This is a genomic window from Paenibacillus mangrovi, assembly GCF_022898935.1.
Taxonomy (GTDB): Bacteria; Bacillota; Bacilli; order Paenibacillales; family Paenibacillaceae; genus Paenibacillus_AQ; species Paenibacillus_AQ mangrovi.
This window is the reverse complement of record NZ_JALIRP010000001.1, coordinates 619,045-640,406: the sequence shown is the minus strand read 5'-3', so window position 1 is coordinate 640,406 and position 21,362 is coordinate 619,045. Positions and strand designations below refer to the sequence as shown.

The window sequence follows — 21,362 nt, the reverse complement described above, 5'->3', positions numbered from 1 at the left end:
AATGGCAAAATAATTCCTTCTTTTTGTCAATTTTGCCTATAAAAATACATCAATAGTCTTAGGCTTCCATTGCTCATTCCCTATACGAAAAGATACTTAGTCCATAATCCAGTCGTCTTCAAGCAAGCGGATTTTCTCCATCTTCTTCGCCATGCCTGTGGCATCATCCAGCTGTACAAACAGGCCGTGAAATTGCCACTTCCCTTTATCCACCTGAAACCGGACCGGCAGCTGGGTCTTGAACTTACGAAGCACCGCTTCACGTTCCATACCCAGAATCCCTTCTTTGGGCCCTACCATACCTGCATCCGTCAGATAGGCCGTTCCGCCGGGCAGAATCGTATCGTCATTGCTCTGCACATGAGTATGCGTACCTACAACGATCGATGCACGTCCATCCAGGTGCCAGCCCATGGCGATCTTCTCGGACGTAGCTTCCGCGTGAAAGTCAACCAGGATATGCTTATGCTTCTTGCGCAGCTGGTCGATAATTTCATCGCTTTTGCGGAAAGGACAGTCAATAGGGGGCAGAAATGTTCGGCCCTGCAGATTGACGATCGCGAGCTCTTTGCCGTTTGCTTTGATAATCGTGTGCCCAAGTCCAGGCGTGCCCGGAGGAAAGTTGGCAGGACGGATCATGCGCGGCTCATCATCGATAAAATCGAAAATTTCTTTGTTATCCCACGTATGGTTGCCCATCGTAATGCCATGAACACCCCACTCAAAAAATTCTTTGGCGATCGATTCGGTGATGCCTCTGCCAGATGCGGCATTCTCCCCGTTCACAATAATAATATGCGGGTTATACTTTGATTTCAGGGAAGGCAGCGTATCCTTTAACGCTTTTCTGCCTACACTTCCCACGATGTCTCCAATAAATAAAACGTTAATAACGTTCCCCTCCTTGTACGGAAAAATATGAAAAGTGGCCCCTTGCGCGGCCACTTTTCAAACTATTATTTAGCGTATTCAACCGCTCGGGTTTCCCGAATAACGGTAACTTTAATATGCCCCGGATAATCCAGTTCATTTTCGATCGTTTTCGTGATATCCCTTGCCAGACGGAAAGCTTCCGCATCGTCAATCTTCTCAGGCTGCACCATGACGCGAACCTCGCGTCCGGCTTGAATCGCGAACGATTTTTCGACACCTTCGAAGGATTCGGAGATCTCCTCCAGCTTTTCTAGACGTTTGATATACGTTTCGAGCGTTTCACGACGTGCTCCTGGTCTTGCTGCGGAAAGTGCATCCGCCGCGCCAACCAGCATAGCGATAACTGAAGTTGCCTCTACATCGCCATGGTGGGATGCGATACTGTTGATAACCACCGGATGTTCCTTGTATTTCTTCGCCAGTTCCACGCCAATTTCAACGTGTGATCCTTCCACTTCATGATCCAGCGCTTTACCGATGTCATGCAACAAACCAGCACGTTTGGCGAGAACGATGTCCTCTCCAAGCTCTCCAGCCATCAGGCCTGTGAGATAAGCAACCTCCATGGAGTGTTTCAGCACATTTTGACCATAGCTGGTACGGAATTTCAGACGGCCCAGGATCTTGATAAGATCCGGATGCAGTCCGTGAACTCCCACCTCGAAGGTCGCCTGTTCGCCGTATTCTCGAATGCGTTCGTCGACCTCTTTGCGTGATTTTTCCACCATTTCCTCGATCCGGGCCGGATGAATTCGGCCATCAGATACCAGCTTCTCCAAAGCGGTACGGGCGATTTCGCGGCGGATCGGATCAAATCCTGACAGAATAACAGCTTCAGGCGTATCATCAATAATGAGATCAATACCAGTAAGGGTTTCCAGTGCACGGATATTACGGCCTTCACGACCGATAATCCGTCCTTTCATTTCCTCGTTCGGCAATGTCACTACAGATACCGTAGTCTCAGCCACATGGTCGGCAGCGCAGCGCTGAATGGCAAGTGTTACGATTTCGCGTGCCTTCTTATCTGCCTCTTCCTTGGCCTGCTGCTCAATGTCCTTGATCATTTGAGCGGTTTCATGCCGTACTTCCTGTTCCACATTGCTCAAAATGATGCTTCTTGCATCCTCCATCGTCAGATTGGAAATGCGTTCCAATTCAGTGACCTGGCTTTTATAAATCAGATCAATCTGCTGTTGCGTCTCTTCAATACGCTTCTCTTTGTTAGCCACTTGTTCTTCTTTACGTTCCAGCGATTCAATCTTTTTATCCAGCGACTCTTCTTTCTGCAACAATCGTCTTTCCTGCCGTTGAATTTCATTCCGACGCTCACGAGTGTCTTTTTCAGCTTCGGTACGGATTTTGTGGACTTCATCCTTGGCTTCCAATACCGTTTCTTTTTTCAGTGCTTCAGCTTCTTTCTTCGCATTTTCAACAATGTTCAATGCAGCTTCTTCAGCACTAGAAATTTTAGCTTCTGCAAGAGATTTGCGAATAAAATATCCAATCACGAACCCCAAGAACAATCCGGCAACAACGAGAATGATCGATAGCCATAAAGGTATCATAGTTTCACCCCCTCGTTGGTTCCTCCAAGGTATTCCTTGGGATTTTTGTACAGTCGTTCAATCAACACGTTCATCATCATACACAAATCGTAAGTCAACGATTCTTATCTCCCGTGAAATACGGGCATTATCCATATGAATTGGCGCTTCTGAATCTTACAGAAACGAGCCTTTTTTGGAAGGAAAAAGGGCTTTTCGGTACAAGATTCATATTCATTTTAGTATTTGTGAAAAGATATTGTCAAGAGAGTGCGTTTCATAATATGTTAACTTTTCCCTCATTCGAATGAAAAATGCTCCATATCTTCTTCTGACTCGCCTGTTTCGCGGATCAGCTGATTAATTACTTGTCGAACCTGTTCGCCGGAAAACCCTCTTCTCATTAAAAAGGCACCCGTTTTCCGCTTTCTGTCCATGACTTCTCCGTGTGTCTGGTTCCATTTCTTCCTTCCGACTACCAGGCAGCTTTCATATTCCTGCTCCTGACTCACTTCTGCAAGCGCCTCGCTGATCACCGTCTTGTCTACGCCCTTCTGGCGAAGCTCCTGCTTAACCCATGCTCTACCCTTCCGCTGGCTTGAAATCCGCTGCTCAGCCCACTGCTTCGCATACAGCTCGTCATTGATGAGCCCTTCCTTCTCCAAGCGCTCAAGGGCATGCTCGATCACCGTTTGGGCATGCTCTTTCTCACGCAACCGGTCCGCGAGCTCCTTCCGCGTACGCTGCTTTCGTTCCAGAAACTTCAGAGCCTGCACATAGGCGCGCTGCTTCTCATCAGCCAGAATGATTTCCTCAAGCTCCTGCTTGGTGAAGAGATTCCCTTTCAGCATGCGGTATTTAATCATGACATCTTCATGAATGGACAGCGTATATTCACCAAATGAAATCAGATAACGCCCTTTCTGCTTCGGCTGTCTCTCTATAGCCGTAATCTCCAAATCCATACCGTCAGGAAAATGATTTATATCCGTCATCTCCTGCTGCCTATGTAGTTCTTCCATTTGCATGGATTCAACCCCTTTTATATCTAATGGAAAAGGCACCCTAGTCAGGTTTCACCAGGGCGCCTTTATATAGGTTAACGTTTATTCAAGCTCTAGCAATTCCTCTTCTTCCTTTTGCTCTTTTTCCAGTTCACTGGATGTAGGAGCAGGAACCAGGGTCGTAAGATTACTAGCTTCCCGAATCTTGTTTTCAATCACTTCGGAAATCTGCGTGTGTTCTTTCAAAAACTGCTTGGCATTCTCACGGCCTTGACCCAGCCGTTCGCCTTCGTACGAATACCAGGCACCGCTCTTGTTCACGATATCAAGTTCCGTTCCGATGTCAATAATGCTGCCCTCTTTAGAAATGCCTTCTCCATACATGATATCAATTTCAGCCTGTTTGAAAGGAGGGGCTACCTTATTCTTCACAACTTTGATCCGTGTACGGTTACCTACAACATCATTACCCATCTTGATGCTTTCAATCCGGCGAACATCCAGACGCACGGAGGAATAGAATTTCAGGGCACGACCGCCGGGCGTTGTTTCAGGGTTACCGAACATCACACCAACCTTCTCACGAAGCTGGTTAATGAAGATGGCAATGGTCTTGGACTTAGCAATCGCACCGGACAGCTTACGGAGCGCCTGAGACATCAGACGAGCTTGAAGACCTACGTGGGAATCACCCATTTCGCCTTCAATCTCGGCTTTCGGCACGAGAGCAGCTACCGAGTCCACAACGATAATGTCTACTGCTCCACTGCGTACAAGCGCTTCAGCAATTTCCAGCGCCTGTTCACCCGTATCCGGCTGGGAAAGCAGCAGTTCATCAATGTTGACACCAAGCTTGCTTGCATAAAGAGGATCTAGCGCATGCTCCGCATCAATAAATGCGGCTTGTCCACCCGCCTTTTGAACCTCAGCAATGGCATGGAGAGCCACTGTCGTCTTACCGGAAGATTCCGGTCCGTATACTTCTATTACACGGCCTCTCGGGAGACCGCCAATACCTAACGCTATATCTAAAGCCAAGGAACCGCTGGGAACGACTTCCACCTGCATGTGAGTTGACTCACCCAGCTTCATAATTGAACCTTTACCGAATTGTTTCTCTATCTGACGAAGCGCCATTTCCAGCGCAGCACGACGATCTGACAATAAACTCACATCCTTCACCGTTTATACTCATATCATACCTTGTTTTGAAACGTTTGCCAAGCATTTTTTCGAACATACATTCGTTTTTTTATCCCGACCATTCTCCTTCCGGCATTCGCCGCAGCTCCCGGAAAAGAAAAGAACCGCAGCAAAATTTATATTTGCACGGTTCTTCCGTATATCTATATTATACCTCTTGGAAGAGCTATTGTACAACTTCGTCTTAGACCGATGCGGAATCCGCCTCATGCGTAATCAATCTCAGCCACAGATGATGAAGCAGAGTCTTGACCGAACGAATGCGGATCGTCTCGCGGTTTCCACTGAGACGGAGCTCGAACACCTCTGTTTTCTTCCCGCGTTCCGCGAGTCCGATATAAACCAGACCAACAGGCTTGCGTTCAGAATAGGCAGGTCCGGCAACCCCAGTGACCGAAAGGCCGAAATCGCTGTCCGTAATGTTTCTGACTTGCTCCGCAAGCACTTCAGCCACTTCATGGCTCACGGCACCCGGGGCATCTTCGCCTTCAAGCAGCGCATGAGGCACATGCAGAAGCCTCTCCTTCATTTGATTGGAGTAGCATACGATTCCTCCCTGAAACATCGCTGAGCTGCCAGGAACCGCCGTAATGCTCTCCATCAGCAGTCCACCTGTGCAGCTCTCGGCCGCACTAAGGGTAAGTCCACGATCCGCCATGATGTTCACAATCATGTTCTCAATCGGAACATCCGTGTTCGCATACATATGCTTAGGCAGTCGTTTTTGGATTTGGGCTTCCAGAGCCTCCAGCTTCTTCATGGCTTCAAGCTCGCTGCCCGCTTTTGTCGAGATGCGGACAGATACCTCGCCTTCCTTGGCATAAGGGGCGATGGTCGGGTCGCTCTGAGCCTGGATTAAATCCAGTAGCTTATCCTCGAGTAAAGATTCCCCGATCCCCGCAAACTTCAGCATTTTAGAATAGATCGGCATTTCATTCGTCAACGCATGCTGCAAGAGCCAAGGTTTAGCCTGACCGTCAAACATCGGCTTCATTTCCTTCGGTGGACCCGGTAGCACGATATAGAATTTCTCATCCTGTGCGATCGCAATGCCTACAGCCAAACCTGTTTCATTCGGAAGCGGCGTGCTTCCATCGATAACAAGCGCCTGGCGCCGGTTATTTTCGGTCATGCTTATTCCGCGGTTGACAAAGAACTTCTCCACCTGATCCATGGCCGGACGGTCAATGTGAAGAGAACGGCCCAGAACAGCTGCTAGTGCGTCCTTCGTCAGATCATCCTGTGTGGGTCCTATGCCGCCAGTCAGGAGCAGGATATCCGCGCGCTGGGCGGCATGTTCGATGGCATGCTGCAAACGCTGCATATTATCGCCGACAACCGTTTGGTAATAGACGTTAATTCCCATTCCCGCAAGTTCCTGGGACAAATACTGTGCATTCGTATTCAAAATTTGCCCAAGCAGCAGCTCGGTTCCCACTGCAATAATTTCCGCTTTCATGGTGTTATTCCTCCTAAATGATGCGCATTTTCAGATCAAGCTATCATTAACACAATTCAGGCCGGGTACAATCAAAGAACCGAAGAAAGAAAAAGCAATAGGATAGCCCTATTGCCGTTTATGCGTTGTTTAACCGCAGCAAATGTTTGTTTTTCACAAAATAATCGATTCCTGAGTAAATGGTAATCAAAGCAGCCGCCCATGTGGCGATCGTATCGAGCGGTACTCCAATCATTTCAAATGGGAAGTTGTTGAGAAGCATCAATACAATGGCGATGATCTGCACCACTGTCTTGGCTTTCCCCCATTTACTCGCCGCAACAACAGAGCCGTCCAGAAGCGCGATCTGCCGAAGCCCGGTCACTGCAAATTCGCGGCTGATGATGACAACCGCGATCCATGAATCGCATTTGCCCATCTCGACGAGAGATATCAGCACCGCCGCCACAAGCAGCTTATCCGCCAAAGGATCAAGCAGCTTGCCCAGATTTGTAACCATGTTGTTCTTGCGTGCCAAATAACCGTCTATACCGTCCGTGCTGGCTGCCACAATAAAAACAATTGCCGCAATCAACTGATTCATGGGCAGCTCGTAAGAATTCCAGACTAGAGGATCGGGGTAGAAGCTAAAGTCTACCAGAAGAAAGACCATCATAATCGGAATCAGACAAATTCTTGCAATGGTAATACGGTTGGGCAAATTCAATGTACACCCTCCCCGGATAAAACAAATCTTGAAGTAAAATATGTAAAAACGTCCCTTACTACACTTATCTTCACAAGTATAATATAACGTTTTATCACCTGTCAAAAACACGCATGGAGCGGTTAACAGGAATCTCCCGTTCAGAACCCCGCGTCTAGATGCGTTTTATTTGAAATTCGTAAACTGCAGATCAAGCGGCAAATCCGCCTTGCGCAAAAGCTGCATAACAGCCTGAAGATCGTCCTTGCTCTTGCCAGTTACACGAATCTGATCACCCTGGATCTGACTTTTGACCTTCAGTTTGGAATCGCGGATCAGCACATTGATTTTCTTCGCATTCTCCTGATCAATCCCCTGCTTTAAAGTAATGCGCTGACGAACCGTTCCCATCGAAGCTGGTTCGATTTTGCTGTAATCTACATTTTTAAGCGAAAGCCCTCGTTTGATCATTTTGGTTTGAAGAATATCAATGACGGATTTCAGCTTGTATTCATCGTCCGAAACGATGACCAGCGCTTCCTTTTCCAGCTTCAGGCTGCTTTTGCTGCCTTTAAAATCAAAACGGGTCTCAATCTCTCTCTCCGCCTGATTGATGGCATTGTTCATTTCCTGCAAATCAAACTTGGAAATGATATCGAATGAACTTTCTGAACTCATGTATACACGTCCTTTCTTAAAACTCCATGTCATATTATATGAAAATGTTGCGTACAAGTCTAATCGAAACTTCACAAAATGCTGCTAACACACCAAAAAGACATTCCCGGGCGGATAAATCCGATCTTAGGAATGTCTCTTATGGGCAAGAACCCGGCCACATTAGCGGCTGCGTTCTGGTTGTCTGAACATGCCCAGAATTCCGAGCACAATGTGCGCAAGTCCAAAGCCCAATATGCCGTACCCCCATGCATTGGGAGTCAGATAATAACCGAGGAGACTGACAATGATACCAAGACCGACCACGATCCAGTTGACTACCATAATCGATACACCTCATTTCATCTGCCAGAGATATAAGACTGGATTCAATTTGAAGCCAGTCCTTATTGTCTCCATAAAGGCGCCGGCATATTCGCTCTTCAGCCTCGTGCTGAATTAGCCGTTGTTGTTGCTGACAGATGAACTGTTCGTATCCGTACTGTTTGTTCCGGTACTGTTAGACTGGTCTCCGGTTGTGGCCTGGCTGTTTGGATCAGCCAATTTCAGCTCAATCCGGGAAGTCGACTTGCCATCTGTAATCGTCTGGCCGCCCACAGTAATGGTGGTAGCCGGCGAATAACCGGATTTAATATACAAACCGGAAGAGTCGATTGGAAAGTTTAAAACATCTCCATCTTTTGTACTGCCGTACGAGAGCTTTTCTCCATGGCTATTTTCACCCTTGTATACTTCCAGCCAGCTCTTGCCGGTAGCTTTGATTTCAACGGAAACCGTAGTACCTTGAGGAGCAGATACTGTGAAAATTGTATCCTTGCCCTTCTTACCTGTCTGCTGAACCGAAACGGTCTGTTCGCCTGACGGCGTGGTTGTGCCGTTATCCGTCGTAGTGCCGTCTGTATTCGTGCCATTGTCTGGAGGCGTTGTAGTGGTTTGATCGCCGCCCGCCGTTCCTCCGCTAGGGGTATCACCAGGAGTCGTCGTTCCGGTACCTTCAGCTGTTTGACCTGGATCAGTGGTTGCCGGCGGAGTCGTATCAGCCGGAGTTTTGGTTGGATCCTGCTGATTATCGGTAACCTTCGATTGGTCGACATTCACCGATTTTGTATTGATCGAATGGCTTGCATACAAATAAATAACAGCGATGATCAAAATTGGAAAAATCCACATCAGTGTCGTGGACAGCCATTTGACGTTACGCTCTGAAGAACGGGTGCTGCTGCGTTTTTGAATGACCGGCTCCATCGTTGGTTCCGGCTCGGACGGAGCCTCCTGCTTATGACCTTCGAGCAGTAAATCGGGATCCAAACCTACCGTTTCAGCGTATGTTTTAATAAAAGCCCGCACGTAAAAGCTTCCGGGAAGCACCTTATAATCTCCAGCTTCGATGGCCTCCAGATATCTTTTTCGTATTTTTGTCATTTCCTGTACATCATCCAGACTCATGCCTTTCTGCAGTCTGGCTTCTTTTAACTGTTGTCCCAGTTCAGACATACCATCACCTCCTCATAGTAAGTATTATTTAAATGTCGTCATTGTAGGAACTGGTAAAAGTATCATAAATGATTTCTTCAGACGGATTGTTACGAAGCTCGACAATAATATCAAAATCATCATACGTATATTCCGATTCCTGTACGAACACATCCGGATGCTCAATGACTTTGGTACAAGGCATCCCCATAATATCCTGCAGCAAATTATAATGGCGTTCATTGGAGCGGATCGTACTTACAATGCCGTCGATGATAAATACGTTGCCCGGATTCATTTCATCTTCGGAGAGCTGACTTCTGACCGTTTGACGAAGCAGGGTCGAGGATACAAAAGTCCAGCGCTTCATTGCGCATACACTACCGGCAATAATCGACTCGGTTTTTCCGACACGCGGCATTCCACGAAGACCGATGACCTGATTTCCGTTCTTCTTAAATAATTCACCCAAAAAGTCGACAAGTAATCCGAGTTCGTCCCGGGTAAAACGGAATGTCTTGCGGTCATCCGAATCCCGGTCGATATAACGCCCGTGCCGTACAGCAAGAATATCCACCAGCTTAGGTTCCCGAAGCGCACAAACTGTAATGTTGTCCACCTTTTTAAGCATCGCGCCCATCAGGTTGACCTTCTCATCGTCATCCGTTTCAAGAAGCATTCCCCGTGTCTTACCTTCTACCCCGTTAATCGTTAATATATTAACCTCCAGCATACCGAGCAAGGATGCAATATCACCCAGTAGACCTGGACGGTTTTTATGTATCCTGTATTCCATGTACCATTGTTTCATTTGCTTCGTTTGATTAGCTTCCACCTTGACACCTCATCTGAACTTTTCCCATGATTTCGACAAAATAAACCTGCTGCCCTTGCGGGAGAGGCTTAAAAATTTCACTGCCATAATGTTGGGTCACGTTAATGATATAAAAAATAATAGTGAAAAACAAGTTCAATACTGTAACCATTAGAGAAAAGCCCCCTACCCGGGAGCTTTTTCCTAAAAGTATGAACTAGCTTGTCTTCTATTCAATCCAGATGACTAAACGTTTTTCTTCGCGAGCTTGACCATCAGGTGCGCAATGGTATGACGCTCTTCTTTGTTGCCGACTTCCCATAACTCCTTCAGTGCGCGGTTAGAGGAGTTTTGCGGATCCACTTTCTGTTCCAAGAAGTCACCAATTTCAAAAGCGAGTCTGGCGATGGTATCTTCGCTCATTCCCATTTTCTCGGCTTGCAGAACGCGCTCACCCAGAAATTTTTTCCAGGAATCAAAATTTTTGATTACAGTCATTGATAAGTCCTCCCTTGGCTTGGCGCATGAGATTTAAAATCAACAATTGTAATATAACCTCAATGGCCTATACCTATACAAGGCGGAATCATCCAGCCGTACCCAGTGCGAAATACAAGGCAATCAGGTGACCCAGCCCCCGTTGGGACTGATCACCTGACCGTTGATATACCCGGATTCAGGGAGTGCCAGAAAATACACCAAGGATGAAATCTCATCTGGCGTGGCTAACCTGCCTGCAGGTATTTCCTCCTCCAGCATCCGCTTCTCATCCGCATCGAGATGTCCGAGCATTTCCGTATTAACGGCGCCCGGCGCAACCGCATTTACCGTTACTCCCGAAGGAGCCAATTCCTTGGCTAATGCTTTGGTAAAGGCATTGATTCCGCCTTTGGTTGTGGAATACAGTACTTCACAAGAAGCACCTGATATTCCCCATACGGAAGACATATTAATGATCCGTCCATATCGCTGCGAAATCATGTAAGGCATAAACACCTGCGTGCAGAGAAACAATCCTTTTAAATTCACTGACATGACCTCATCCCACTTCTCCTCCGTCACATCCGCCAGCATCCCGTAATGCGAGATGCCAGCGTTATTGATCAGGATATCTGGCAAAAGGCCGTGACTCTCAAGCTTATCCCGCATTCGCAGGATTTGCTGATGGTCTTTCAAATCCGCTGATACCGTCAATACCTTCGCTCCATGCTGCATGCAGCGACGGGCCACATCATTAGCCGCTTCATGCGAAGCTCCGTAATGGATAACAACATTCATTCCGGCCTGTGCAAAGCGCTCGGCAATCGCAGCGCCTATTCCCCTGCTCGCGCCTGTGACCAGAACCGTTGTATCGCTTAAGGCTTTTGTAAAACCTCCCTCTCCCATGCTACCCATTACGGATTCACCACGATCGAAACCGCCAACTGATTCCAGTCTACGTGTTCCTGCAAACGGTCATTGACGTCTTTTAATGTAATCGATTCGTAAACCTGAATCACGGAGAAGAAATCGCTGTCGCGGAACTGATATCGAGTAAACTCGTGAGCAATATTTTCAGGCGAGTTGAGCGTGCGCAGATATCCGCCGATTTTCTTTTTCCGGGCCCGTTCAAAATCATCTTCTTTAAAACCGTTTTGCAGGATCTTGTCGACTTCTTCACGTACTCTCGCCAGCAGTTTATCTGTATCTGGAGTGTCGCCACCGACGGCCGAGAAAGCATACTGAGCGGAACTGTTATATTCGTGTGAGAAGCTGTCGGAGATCAGATCCTCATCATACAGCTTTTGATACAGCTCCGTACTCGAACCAAATAGCAGATCAAGCATGAGCTTGCTCGTCAGATCGCGGCGAAGCAGATCACTACCGGTGGCTCCTACAGTCTTTTCCTTAAAGCCAAAAAGGCATTTGGGCATGGATACGGCCAGTTTGGCTATGCGGCGTTTCTCTGCCACTTCCACCTTTTCCGGATCGAAAATGCGCTCGATATCGCCCTGCGGCTTATAGTCCTTCGCTGCCTGATTGGATCGTACAAGCTTGAAAATCTCCTCCGGGTTAACGCCGCCTACGACAAACAGCAGCATGTTGCTTGGATGGTAAAACGCATTATAGCAAGTATAAAGGGTTTCTTTTGTAATGGTGCCGATCGATTCTACCGTACCTGCAATGTCAATATGAACCGGATGAATTTTGTACATCGCTTCGATGAGACCGAAGTACACCCGCCAGTCGGCATTATCCAGATACATATTGATTTCCTGTCCGATGATCCCTTTTTCCTTTTCCACATTTTGATCCGTAAAATAAGGATTCTGAACAAAGTTTATCAGGGTCTCCAGGTTTTTCTCGATATTTTCTGTAGCCGAGAACAGATAGACCGTTTGATCAAAGCTTGTAAAAGCATTGGCTGACGCCCCATTGGAGGCAAACGTCGCAAAGATATCGCCTTCCGGTTCCTCGAACATCTTATGCTCCAGGAAATGCGCGATTCCGTCCGGAACGGATATCTCTTCCTGTCCTTCCACGCGGAAATGGTTATCTACTGAGCCGTATTTTGTTGCAAAAGTTGCATACATCTTTTGGAAGCCCGGTTTAGGCAGCACATACACATGAAGTCCATTGTCCATAACTTCCTTGTATAGCGTTTCCTGCAAGTTATCGAACTGAAGTTTTTCCACCGATTATTCCTCCTTTTGCCCCTTCAGGAAATAGATCGTATCCAGCTCAAAGGTAGCCGCAGCCGCCTTCACGTCCTCAATCCGAATCGCTTCCACCTGCTGCAGCAGCTCTGCGCGCGGGCGGTCCTTCCCTGAGAATTGACGGTTAAAATCATACGCAATCATTTCAAAGGCTGAATCATCGATCTCGAGCAGCAGATTCCGGATCATCGCCTTGGTTTGCGACATTTCAAGATCGGTAATGTTACCTGCACGCATATCGTCCAGCTGCTTCTTAATAATCTCAAGCGCTTTCTCGTAGTTCTGAATCTCGATACCCGACTGAATCGTACCGATGCCTTTATGTCCGTCATAACGGGAGGAGGCATAATAGGCCAGACTTTCCTTTTCACGTACATTCATAAAGAGCTTGGAGTGCGGATAGCCTCCCAATATTCCGTTATACATAAGCACGGCGGCATACTGCTCATCGGCATATGTAAGGGATGTGCGGAGTCCCAGATTGAGCTTGCCCTGGCTGACTTCCATCTTTTCAACCACAGTTCGTACCTCATCCGCCTTGCGAGTAGATACTTCCTGCTTGTATGATACCTCATTCGAACCAGAGCCAAACGAAAAATGCTTATTGACGAGCTTCTCCACTTCTTCCAGCGTCGTATCACCGGCAACATACAAGTCCATGCTCGCCGTATCCAGCCACTTCTGGTAAGAACTATACAGGCTTTCCGGTGTAATGCCGTCAAGATCCTTGCGCTGTCCGAGCGGATGCAGACGGTAAGGCTCATTCCGGCACATTTCCTCGATACAGCGCTCCGAAGCGTATCTGATTTTATCGTTCACGATGGCATCCAGCTTTTTGCGCACATTTTCCTTCTCGGCCTGCACATAGCTACTGCGGAAATGACCGTTTTCCAGCGCAGGGCGCGTAACCACTTCACCAAGGAATGCAAAGGAAGCCTCAAGCAAACTGCCCTCATTTTTAACAAAAGAATCATTAATGGTATCCATGCGGAATTGTACCATCTGGTAGTTGCCGCGTTTATATACATCAAAGCCAAAACCCGCTCCGTACATTTGCTCCAGTTGCTCACGGAATTGTCTCGTTTCAGGAAAGGATTCCGTTCCGCGCCGCAACACAAATGGAGTCAGAGCCGTTGCCGTAACCGTATCCTCTGCAAGCGGAATGCCTGCATAAAGCGATATGGCAAATGTTTTAAAGCGTTTCGTAGGCAGTACGTGTATCCGCATACGCCCCGCGTTACCATGTTGAAATGCTGTTTTATTCAAGGTCCAAAACTCCTTTAGCCATGAATTTGTCTATCGCTTACCCGTGTGAATATGTTCCATTCTATACCATTACAAAGTCAAGAAGCAACCGAAGACAAACTCTCCGGTTGCTGTTTTTGCGGCCAGAAAAACCTTACATACAAAAGATATGGTTCCCGATGGTTTTGACCTGCGGCCGGGACCAGATCCACTTCGAGGTTGCCGTTTTCGGGTTGAAGTAATACAGGCAGCCTCCTGTTGGATCCCATCCGTTTAAAGCCTGCTGGACTGCTTTTCGTGCGGTGTCATTTGGTTCAAGCCAGATTTGACCGTCTGCTACTGCCGTAAACGCCCCCGGCTGAAAAATAACGCCGTGAACCGTATTCGGGAAGTTTGGCGAATTGACACGGTTTAGAATAACGGCAGCCACCGCCACTTGGCCCTCAAAAGGCTCGCCCCTTGATTCCCCATAAACAGCGTTAGCCATGATCTTCAGATCATTTTCCGATAATCCCATCGAATTGGCGGAAGCCATGTGTTCACCTTTGTCGCCTCCGCCATTTTTGTTCGAAGGCGCTTGACCTTTGCCTGCAGCAGACTCGGATGGCTTCCAGTTCTTCGTAGCGTTATAAAGCTTCAACTTGGTCTTTGCACCTACCGTACCGTCTACTTTCATGCCGAATTCCGACTGGAACCATTTGACCGACTTTAATGTAGAGTCCCCAAATTGACCATCAATCTTGCCGTTATAGAATCCGAGAAATTTCAAGCGTCCCTGCAGTTCATAGATGTCCTGTCCGGAGGAACCATACTTCAGGGTCGTTGTCCCGAATGTCGGAACGGATTCATCTGTAACAGGCTGTTTATCGGATCGGGCCTTATCCTCTGGGCTTGGCTGAAGACCTGCAAATACCGAAACTGACAAAAGGACCAGTAGTCCAAATGTCATCCATAATTTCGCTTTTTTCATATGGCAGCTCTACCTTTCTCTTGTGAGTTTGACTAGGATGGCTACGGTTATTATGACAAGAGCCACCATTAACTATGCACAATGCAAAAAAAGACCTGCCGCACCATCGGGGTGTACAGCAGGTCTTGATTATTCATGTTATTTACCTGTTGAAGTTATCGCTATGGAGATTTCCTTTCTAAGTTCGCGGTTTATGAATCCGGCTCTCCAGGCTTGTTCAAAATGTTATCCTCCAGAACGAGAAATTTATCTCCATAATTGCGGACAATATGTTGATCCCCCCATGCGCACAGGGAATCCAGTATGGATTTCAGGCTCCAGCCGTATTCACTCAGCTCATATTCCACCTTTGGCGGCACCTGGTTGTATACGATCCGGTTCACGATCCCGTCATTCTCCAATTCCCGCAGCTGTTGGGTCAGCATTTTTTGGGTAATGCCCGGCATGAGCCGGCGCAAATCGCTGGTCCGTTTCTTCCCGTGCGTCAAATGGCACAAGATGACGCACTTCCATTTGCCTCCGATGACTTCAAGGGTCGCTTCCACGGAAATGTTGTATTTTTTCATTCTGCATGCCTCCGTTAACGATTGATGGGAACTTTCCAGTACCTATGGTACTTTTAAGTGCGTACTGTTCTTTTGGGTCGACGGCCTTCATAATAGCACTCACCGGCCGGTTTGAACAGATAGGAGTGAACGCCAATTGCAGCAAGAAAACAAAAAAAGCATCTTCGCCCTGCTGGCATTGGCCATCAGTGCCTACGCCATCGGAACGACCGAATTCATCAGTGTTGGACTGCTTCCCCTCATTGCGGGGGATTTGAATATATCCGTGACTCTTTCGGGGCTGACGGTTACGCTGTATGCCTTGGGCGTTACCTTTGGAGCTCCCGTGCTGACCTCGCTCACGATGGGCATGTCGCGCAAAACGCTGCTCATCGCAGTCATGCTTGTTTTCATTGTTGGAAACGGCATGGCCGCTTCGGCGAGCGGCATCGCAATGCTGCTTGCGGGACGGATCATTTCGGCGCTGGCTCACGGCGTGTTTATGTCCGTTGGGACGACGATCGCCGCCGATATGGTGCCGGAGAACCGCAAGGCCGGCGCAATCGCCACCCTTTTCAGCGGACTGACCATCGCCACGGTGACCGGTGTGCCGCTTGGTACCTTGATCGGCCAGCATTTCGGATGGCGCACAGCGTTCTTAGCGATCACCGTCGTCGGCATCGTTGCCTTGGCTGCCAACGCGATATGGATCCCCGGTCATCTTCACAAGGGAGCGAAGACGCCAGTGCGGGAGCAGGTCAAACTTGTCACGAACGGCCGGCTGCTGTTCGCGTTTTTGATCACGGCGCTCGGTTATGGCGGAACGTTCGTCGTCTTCACTTATTTATCCCCATTGCTTCATGAAATAACAGGATTCAAAGCGTCGACTGTCGCTTTCATTTTGTTCCTGTACGGCATTGCCATCGCCATCGGAAACGGAATCGGAGGCAGGGTGGCCAACCGCAACCCGCTCTCCGCCCTGCTTGTCATGTTTATCCTGCAGGCCGCGGCGTTGGCGCTGATGGCTTGGACGGCGCCGTACAAGACGGTGGCCTTGATCTCCGTCTTTCTACTGGGCCTGCTGGCATTCATGAACGTACCGGGATTGCAAGCTTATGTGGTTATGCTCGCGCAGCGCTTTGCCCCTAAAGCCGTCGACGTCGCTTCGGCCGTCAATATTGCCGCGTTCAATGCGGGGATCGCCTTGGGCGCGTATTTGGGCGGTATCGTTGCGAACCTGATCGGGCTTCGATACACCGGCCTGGTCGGCTCCGCCATGGTGGCTGCAGCCGCGCTGCTTACCGGCATAAGCCAACGATTGGAAAGAAAGGACGCTGCATCGGCAGCACAAAATAACATGTAGCCTTAAGGAGGAAACGATGATGAATTTACAACTGCAAAGTACGACCAAATTGAACAACGGCATGGACATGCCGTGGCTGGGCCTCGGCGTATTCAAGGTCGAGGAGGGCTCCGAGCTTGTGGAAGCCGTTAAAGCAGCGATCAAGCATGGATACCGCAGCATCGACACCGCGGCCATCTACGGCAACGAGAGCGGCGTCGGGCAAGGCATCCGCGAAGCGATGGAGGCAAACGGCCTGCGCAGAGAAGATCTTTTCGTGACGTCGAAAGTATGGAACAGCGATCAGGGGTACGAAGAAACCTTGGCGGCTTATGACGCCAGCCTTTCCAAGCTGGGACTGGATTACCTGGACCTGTATCTGATCCATTGGCCGGTCGCGGGCAAATACAAAGACACCTGGAGAGCGATGGAAAAGCTTTACGAAGAAGGCCGCGTCAAAGCCATCGGCGTCAGCAACTTCCAGGTTCACCATTTGGAGGATTTGCTTAAGGACGCCCGTGTAGAGCCTGCCGTAAACCAGGTCGAATACCATCCTTACCTGACGCAGCGGGATTTACTTCGGTTCACCCGCGAGCACGGAATCCAGCTGGAAGCCTGGTCTCCTTTGATGCAGGGCGAGCTGCTCAACCAACCGCTACTGAAGGAGATTGCCGCCAAGCACGGCAAATCCGTCGCCCAAGTCATTTTGCGCTGGGATCTTCAAAACGGCGTCGTTACGATTCCGAAGTCGACCAAGGAGCATCGCATTATCGAGAACGCGTCGGTGTTCGATTTTGAGCTAACGAACGACGAGATGAAACGCATCGATGTCTTGAATCAAAACCGCCGTGTAGGTCCGGATCCCGACAATTTCGATTTTTAACGGATATTCTACCATCTGTTGCAAAGAACAAAAACGAAGCACAAAAAAAAAGCGGCCAAGAACCAACTCTTGGCTGCTTTTTGCTATGCTCATGAACTGATGCGATTCTGCTGCTGATACTGCTCGATCGTGACAAGCACTTCGCGCGGCTTACTGCCTTCATATGGACCGATAATGCCTCTAGCCTCCAACGAGTCAATCAGGCGTGCGGCACGCGTGTATCCTACTCTCATTCTCCGCTGCAGCAGCGATACCGATGCCTGCTTGGCTTCTAGAACAATCTGTACGGCCTGATCATACAGCTCATCAAGTTCTTCTTCATCACTTGGATGACTTTCATCAATTTCAGGAACAAGCGTCTCGTCGTACTTCGCCTCACCTTGTTCTCGTACATAATTAACGATCGTTTCTACTTCTTGATCGGTCATAAACGCACCCTGTACACGAATTGGCTTGGAGGAGCCCATTGGCATAAAGAGCATATCACCTCGTCCCAGAAGCTTCTCCGCACCCGCCATGTCCAAAATGGTTCTGGAGTCCACCTGAGAAGATACGCCAAAGGCAATCCGTGAAGGAATGTTGGCCTTGATAACTCCGGTAATAACGTCTACAGAAGGCCGCTGGGTTGCGATAATCAAATGGATACCAGCCGCACGCGCCATTTGCGCAAGACGGGTGATGGCTTCCTCCACATCATGGGCGGCAACCATCATCAGATCGGCAAGCTCGTCCACGATAACAACAATATAAGGCAGCACTGCCGGCAGGTTATCCTTCATCAAATTATTGTAGCCTTCGATATTACGCGTACCTGACTTGGAGAACAGCTCGTATCGTTTTTCCATTTCAACAACGATTTTCTTCAGTGCAAGGGATGCCCTTTTCGGGTCAGTTACCACAGGTGCCATCAGATGTGGAATGCCATTATATACATTAAGCTCTACCATCTTCGGATCGACCATCAGGAACTTAACCTCATCCGGCTTGGCTTTGTACAAAATACTCGTAATGATCCCGTTAATACATACGGATTTACCTGAGCCGGTAGCTCCAGCTACAAGCAAATGGGGCATTTTGGCCAAATTGCCGACGATCGTCTGCCCGGAAATATCTCTGCCGAAAGCAATAGACAGCTTGGACTGGGCATCCTGAAAAATGGGAGTTTCCATAACTTCACGCATCGTAACCAGAGACACCTCGTTGTTCGGAACCTCGATCCCGATCGCTGACTTTCCTGGAATCGGCGCTTCCATACGGATATCCTTTGCTGCAAGCGCAAGCGCGATGTCATCGGTCAAGCTGACAATCCGGCTAACCTTAACACCGATATCTGGCTGTATTTCATACCGTGTTACCGCAGGTCCACGAACAACCTCCAGCACCTTAGCACGGACGCCAAAGCTCTCCAGCGTCGCCTCCAGCTTGCGTGCCGTCTGCATATAATCGTTCTGATCTCCTGCTTTACCGCCGTTTTGCGGCTTCGCAAGCAGACGGAAAGGAGGCAGCTTATAAGGCTTAGGAGGAGGAGCCGGCGGTTTCATTTCCAGGTTTTCTACCGCCCCATCACCTTCTGCAGGCTCTCCGGCAGCTATGTCTCCCATGCTATCTGCAGCGGATTGTAGAGCCGATTCATCCTGAACGCCATGATCAAGACCATCTGGAGGCAGTTCCGTCATGGGTTCGTTCTCATCCCAATCTTCATCCTCAGCATTCCCTTCGGATTTCACCTGTTCAAAGAAATCACGGATAATCGGAGATGGTGGATGTTCATTCGCTTCATGCTGATCCCATTGCTCCTGCGGATGAGATCCAGCGATCTGCTCTGCCTCAGAGTTGTATACCGGAGCATGAGCTGCAGCATTGCCAGAGTGCTTGCTGACCGGCTCCAGAATATCGCTTCCGTCCAGCTCATCATCTGCATCAGAAACCTGATCCTGTGCAGTCTTCGCAAACTTGCTCCCGAACAGTTGAAAAAATACGGGTGTTGAACGTTTGGCCCTTGGTGCCACAAAGTCATCCAATTCGTCCTCTTCATCTTCATCGGGTAGCTGTAACGGCTGTCTTTTGCGGGAAGAAGATTTCGGAGCGGAAGCGACAGCCTGCTGCTTTTGGGTCGCCATTCTTTTTTGCATGTTGCTTCCCGCTTGAACTACTCGTTTTCGTATAATCCGCATCAGATCGACATAAGACAGATTGGTAATTAGCATAAAGCTGATAATAAACATCACAATCATCATCAGCTTGGTTCCAGGATTTCCGAACAGCCAGAACAATACGGCGTACTGAAGAGCACCCGCATAACCGCCGCTGATATCCTTATTCATCATAGAATGGTCTTTGGAAGCCGCTGGTGAAAGCAGTGCTCCCTCCAAATCATTATGTACTTGTGATATGATATGTCCGGCGCTCAGGCCCGGCACATGCGATAGCTTCTTTTCCAAAGATGAAACGCTGCTCATCAACGTTAAGGCCAGCACCAGCAGGACAATCCCACTTTTTCGCGTACTCCACCGATTCGGCCATTTCCGCCCAATCATCACGCTGAGTCCGAAGTAGATACCTATCAATGGAATCACAAAATAGAATCGTCCAAGCAAAAGCCCGAACATTTTGGATAATGACCACCCTACCGTCGCTTCACCGGATAAGGCGATGACAGAAAGGGTGATCAGAATAATACCGTAAATTTCGTATTTTAGAACATTGGTCAACAAAGCCTTTTTCCTTTTTTTGCGTTTGGCCAAGAATGTCACCCCCGGATTCCCATTATACCATATAATACCGTGGGCACCTATGTTCTCTTTTTTAATTCAGATCTGTTTTTATGGTGCGGGAACATACTGAATAATTTGTCCTGGAGCAAAGGCAGAATTCAGATAGCTATCCAGTGGCCCATCCAGCAGCCGAATAACTTGAACCCTGTTAAAATCCAAAGGTCTAACTTCCATCAATACTCCTTGAATACGCACTTCAGCTGACATACTTGCTTCCCCCTGCTTTTCCCATACGGCTTCAAGGGGCATTACGGTGTGCAGCGTCATTGTTTGATTCCCTCCGCATCCTGTGTTCTTTTCCGGTCATCAATAAGCCGGTTCAGCTTGGCCAGCGCTTGGCCAATCCCCCCAACCTCGTCCATCAGCCCATACTTGACCGCATCTATTCCCCCAACAGGTGTACCTACATCACGATTCAATTCACCTGTACGGAACATAAGCTCCTTAAACTGCGATTCTGTAATCCGGGAATGGGTAGTGACAAATCGGACGACCCGTTCCTGCATTTTCTCCATGTATTCAAAGGTTTGCGGCACACCAATGACTAAACCATTTAAGCGGATCGGATGAATGGTCATCGTCGCGCTTTCCGCAATAATCGAATAGGTGGAGGAGACCGCAATCGGCACACCGATGCTGTGACCGCCGCCTACTACCACAGTTACCGTCGGTTTGGTAAGCGAAGCGATCATTTCGGCAATGGCCAGCCCCGCTTCCACATCACCGCCTACTGTATTTAAAATGATCAAGATACCATCAATGTTTTTGTTTTGCTCGGTAGCGACTAAGGTAGGGATGATATGCTCATATTTTGTCGTTTTGTTTTGCGGAGGTAATACCATATGCCCTTCAATTTGACCGACAATGGTCAAGCAAAAAATGTTGGACTCGTTCGCCGCGGGTACATTCATCTGTCCCAGCTGTGAAATCGCGTCGAGTGCAGCCTTTGTTGGATTCTCCTGCTGTTGCTCGGGTTGTTCCGCCTCTTCCATATGGAATTGTCTTTGATCATGCGACATGCTTATTACCCATCCTTTCACTAAACCATTTTATTTTCATTCTGTTTAGTATGGCGGTTAGAAGATGGGTATTATTCCTTTCATTCATTCCT

General features: G+C 48.5%; 22 protein-coding genes. 2 read left to right on the top strand and 20 right to left on the bottom strand.

Going from position 1 to position 21,362, the window contains the following annotated elements; genetic code table 11:
* Positions 1–96 precede the first annotated feature (96 nt).
* The 17 genes from MUG84_RS02870 to MUG84_RS02790 all read right to left on the bottom strand — a co-directional run bounded on the left by MUG84_RS02870 (position 97) and on the right by MUG84_RS02790 (position 15,273).
* Complete coding sequence (locus MUG84_RS02870) at positions 97–891, bottom strand: TIGR00282 family metallophosphoesterase (protein ID WP_244720907.1); 795 nt, start codon at positions 889–891, stop codon at positions 97–99.
* A 65-nt stretch (positions 892–956) separates the two neighbouring features.
* Positions 957–2,501: a ribonuclease Y gene (gene rny / locus MUG84_RS02865; protein ID WP_244719484.1), complete on the bottom strand. Its 1,545-nt coding sequence runs from the start codon at positions 2,499–2,501 to the stop codon at positions 957–959.
* A 278-nt stretch (positions 2,502–2,779) separates the two neighbouring features.
* Positions 2,780–3,508: a regulatory protein RecX gene (locus MUG84_RS02860; protein WP_244719481.1), complete on the bottom strand. Its 729-nt coding sequence runs from the start codon at positions 3,506–3,508 to the stop codon at positions 2,780–2,782.
* A 78-nt stretch (positions 3,509–3,586) separates the two neighbouring features.
* Entirely contained in the window at positions 3,587–4,648 is a 1,062-nt protein-coding gene (gene recA / locus MUG84_RS02855; RefSeq protein WP_280521123.1) for a recombinase RecA, read from the bottom strand.
* A 223-nt stretch (positions 4,649–4,871) separates the two neighbouring features.
* The gene (locus MUG84_RS02850) at positions 4,872–6,146 is read right to left on the bottom strand and encodes a competence/damage-inducible protein A (RefSeq protein ID WP_244719478.1); all 1,275 of its coding nucleotides are present in this window, start codon (positions 6,144–6,146) and stop codon (positions 4,872–4,874) included.
* A gap of 118 nt (positions 6,147–6,264) precedes the next feature.
* Entirely contained in the window at positions 6,265–6,852 is a 588-nt protein-coding gene (gene pgsA, locus MUG84_RS02845; protein ID WP_244719460.1) for a CDP-diacylglycerol--glycerol-3-phosphate 3-phosphatidyltransferase, read from the bottom strand.
* Between the two features lie 165 nt (positions 6,853–7,017).
* Complete coding sequence (locus MUG84_RS02840; RefSeq protein WP_244719457.1) at positions 7,018–7,509, bottom strand: YajQ family cyclic di-GMP-binding protein; 492 nt, start codon at positions 7,507–7,509, stop codon at positions 7,018–7,020.
* Positions 7,510–7,671: 162 nt separating this feature from the next.
* Positions 7,672–7,833 carry a hypothetical protein gene (locus tag MUG84_RS02835; RefSeq protein ID WP_244719454.1) on the bottom strand — a complete coding sequence of 54 codons (162 nt, stop codon included), beginning with the start codon at positions 7,831–7,833 and terminating at the stop codon, positions 7,672–7,674.
* A 114-nt stretch (positions 7,834–7,947) separates the two neighbouring features.
* Entirely contained in the window at positions 7,948–9,003 is a 1,056-nt protein-coding gene (locus MUG84_RS02830) for a RodZ domain-containing protein (RefSeq protein WP_244719451.1), read from the bottom strand.
* 28 nt (positions 9,004–9,031) lie between these two features.
* On the bottom strand, positions 9,032–9,793 hold the full coding sequence (locus tag MUG84_RS02825) for a DUF3388 domain-containing protein (RefSeq protein ID WP_244720901.1): 762 nt from the start codon (positions 9,791–9,793) through the stop codon (positions 9,032–9,034).
* 13 nt (positions 9,794–9,806) lie between these two features.
* Positions 9,807–9,968, bottom strand: coding sequence for a hypothetical protein (locus MUG84_RS02820; protein WP_244719448.1), 162 nt, complete (start codon positions 9,966–9,968; stop codon positions 9,807–9,809).
* Positions 9,969–10,042: 74 nt separating this feature from the next.
* Entirely contained in the window at positions 10,043–10,294 is a 252-nt protein-coding gene (locus MUG84_RS02815; RefSeq protein WP_244719445.1) for a DUF3243 domain-containing protein, read from the bottom strand.
* 123 nt (positions 10,295–10,417) lie between these two features.
* Positions 10,418–11,182 (bottom strand): elongation factor P 5-aminopentanone reductase, encoded by a 765-nt coding sequence (gene ymfI / locus MUG84_RS02810; protein ID WP_244720899.1) that lies wholly within the window; start codon positions 11,180–11,182, stop codon positions 10,418–10,420.
* A gap of 8 nt (positions 11,183–11,190) precedes the next feature.
* The gene (gene yfmH / locus MUG84_RS02805; RefSeq protein ID WP_244719442.1) at positions 11,191–12,471 is read right to left on the bottom strand and encodes an EF-P 5-aminopentanol modification-associated protein YfmH; all 1,281 of its coding nucleotides are present in this window, start codon (positions 12,469–12,471) and stop codon (positions 11,191–11,193) included.
* A 3-nt stretch (positions 12,472–12,474) separates the two neighbouring features.
* On the bottom strand, positions 12,475–13,758 hold the full coding sequence (yfmF, locus tag MUG84_RS02800; RefSeq protein WP_244719439.1) for an EF-P 5-aminopentanol modification-associated protein YfmF: 1,284 nt from the start codon (positions 13,756–13,758) through the stop codon (positions 12,475–12,477).
* A gap of 133 nt (positions 13,759–13,891) precedes the next feature.
* Positions 13,892–14,707, bottom strand: a complete 816-nt coding sequence (gene sleB, locus MUG84_RS02795; protein ID WP_244719436.1) for a spore cortex-lytic enzyme — start codon at positions 14,705–14,707, stop codon at positions 13,892–13,894.
* A 191-nt stretch (positions 14,708–14,898) separates the two neighbouring features.
* A complete protein-coding gene (locus tag MUG84_RS02790; RefSeq protein WP_244719433.1) occupies positions 14,899–15,273 on the bottom strand; it encodes a winged helix-turn-helix transcriptional regulator in 375 nt (124 codons plus the stop codon).
* 136 nt (positions 15,274–15,409) lie between these two features.
* Here MUG84_RS02790 and MUG84_RS02785 point away from each other — a divergent pair, with 136 nt between their 5' ends.
* Entirely contained in the window at positions 15,410–16,615 is a 1,206-nt protein-coding gene (locus MUG84_RS02785) for an MFS transporter (RefSeq protein WP_244719430.1), read from the top strand.
* Positions 16,616–16,634: 19 nt separating this feature from the next.
* Positions 16,635–17,477 carry an aldo/keto reductase gene (locus MUG84_RS02780; RefSeq protein ID WP_244720896.1) on the top strand — a complete coding sequence of 281 codons (843 nt, stop codon included), beginning with the start codon at positions 16,635–16,637 and terminating at the stop codon, positions 17,475–17,477.
* 89 nt (positions 17,478–17,566) lie between these two features.
* Here MUG84_RS02780 and MUG84_RS02775 read toward each other — a convergent pair whose 3' ends face one another.
* The 3 genes from MUG84_RS02775 to MUG84_RS02765 all read right to left on the bottom strand — a co-directional run bounded on the left by MUG84_RS02775 (position 17,567) and on the right by MUG84_RS02765 (position 21,270).
* The gene (locus MUG84_RS02775; RefSeq protein ID WP_244719427.1) at positions 17,567–20,221 is read right to left on the bottom strand and encodes an FtsK/SpoIIIE family DNA translocase; all 2,655 of its coding nucleotides are present in this window, start codon (positions 20,219–20,221) and stop codon (positions 17,567–17,569) included.
* Between the two features lie 78 nt (positions 20,222–20,299).
* Positions 20,300–20,518, bottom strand: a complete 219-nt coding sequence (locus MUG84_RS02770) for a YlzJ-like family protein (RefSeq protein WP_244719424.1) — start codon at positions 20,516–20,518, stop codon at positions 20,300–20,302.
* Entirely contained in the window at positions 20,515–21,270 is a 756-nt protein-coding gene (locus tag MUG84_RS02765; protein WP_425313119.1) for a ClpP family protease, read from the bottom strand. Before MUG84_RS02765 ends, MUG84_RS02770 begins: the two co-directional genes overlap by 4 nt.
* Positions 21,271–21,362 lie beyond the last annotated feature (92 nt).

Bases quoted from the DNA above. Each gene is read 5' to 3' on its own strand.
- rny (WP_244719484.1), bottom strand. From the start codon at position 2,501: ATGATACCTTTATGGCTATCGATCATTCTCGTTGTTGCCGGATTGTTC.
- MUG84_RS02860 (WP_244719481.1), bottom strand. From the start codon at position 3,508: ATGCAAATGGAAGAACTACATAGGCAGCAGGAGATGACGGATATAAAT.
- MUG84_RS02850 (WP_244719478.1), bottom strand. From the start codon at position 6,146: ATGAAAGCGGAAATTATTGCAGTGGGAACCGAGCTGCTGCTTGGGCAA.
- MUG84_RS02840 (WP_244719457.1), bottom strand. From the start codon at position 7,509: ATGAGTTCAGAAAGTTCATTCGATATCATTTCCAAGTTTGATTTGCAG.
- MUG84_RS02835 (WP_244719454.1), bottom strand. From the start codon at position 7,833: ATGGTAGTCAACTGGATCGTGGTCGGTCTTGGTATCATTGTCAGTCTC.
- MUG84_RS02830 (WP_244719451.1), bottom strand. From the start codon at position 9,003: ATGTCTGAACTGGGACAACAGTTAAAAGAAGCCAGACTGCAGAAAGGC.
- MUG84_RS02825 (WP_244720901.1), bottom strand. From the start codon at position 9,793: ATGAAACAATGGTACATGGAATACAGGATACATAAAAACCGTCCAGGT.
- MUG84_RS02820 (WP_244719448.1), bottom strand. From the start codon at position 9,968: ATGGTTACAGTATTGAACTTGTTTTTCACTATTATTTTTTATATCATT.
- MUG84_RS02815 (WP_244719445.1), bottom strand. From the start codon at position 10,294: ATGACTGTAATCAAAAATTTTGATTCCTGGAAAAAATTTCTGGGTGAG.
- ymfI (WP_244720899.1), bottom strand. From the start codon at position 11,182: ATGGGAGAGGGAGGTTTTACAAAAGCCTTAAGCGATACAACGGTTCTG.
- sleB (WP_244719436.1), bottom strand. From the start codon at position 14,707: ATGAAAAAAGCGAAATTATGGATGACATTTGGACTACTGGTCCTTTTG.
- MUG84_RS02790 (WP_244719433.1), bottom strand. From the start codon at position 15,273: ATGAAAAAATACAACATTTCCGTGGAAGCGACCCTTGAAGTCATCGGA.
- MUG84_RS02780 (WP_244720896.1), top strand. From the start codon at position 16,635: ATGAATTTACAACTGCAAAGTACGACCAAATTGAACAACGGCATGGAC.
- MUG84_RS02770 (WP_244719424.1), bottom strand. From the start codon at position 20,518: ATGACGCTGCACACCGTAATGCCCCTTGAAGCCGTATGGGAAAAGCAG.
- MUG84_RS02765 (WP_425313119.1), bottom strand. From the start codon at position 21,270: ATGTCGCATGATCAAAGACAATTCCATATGGAAGAGGCGGAACAACCC.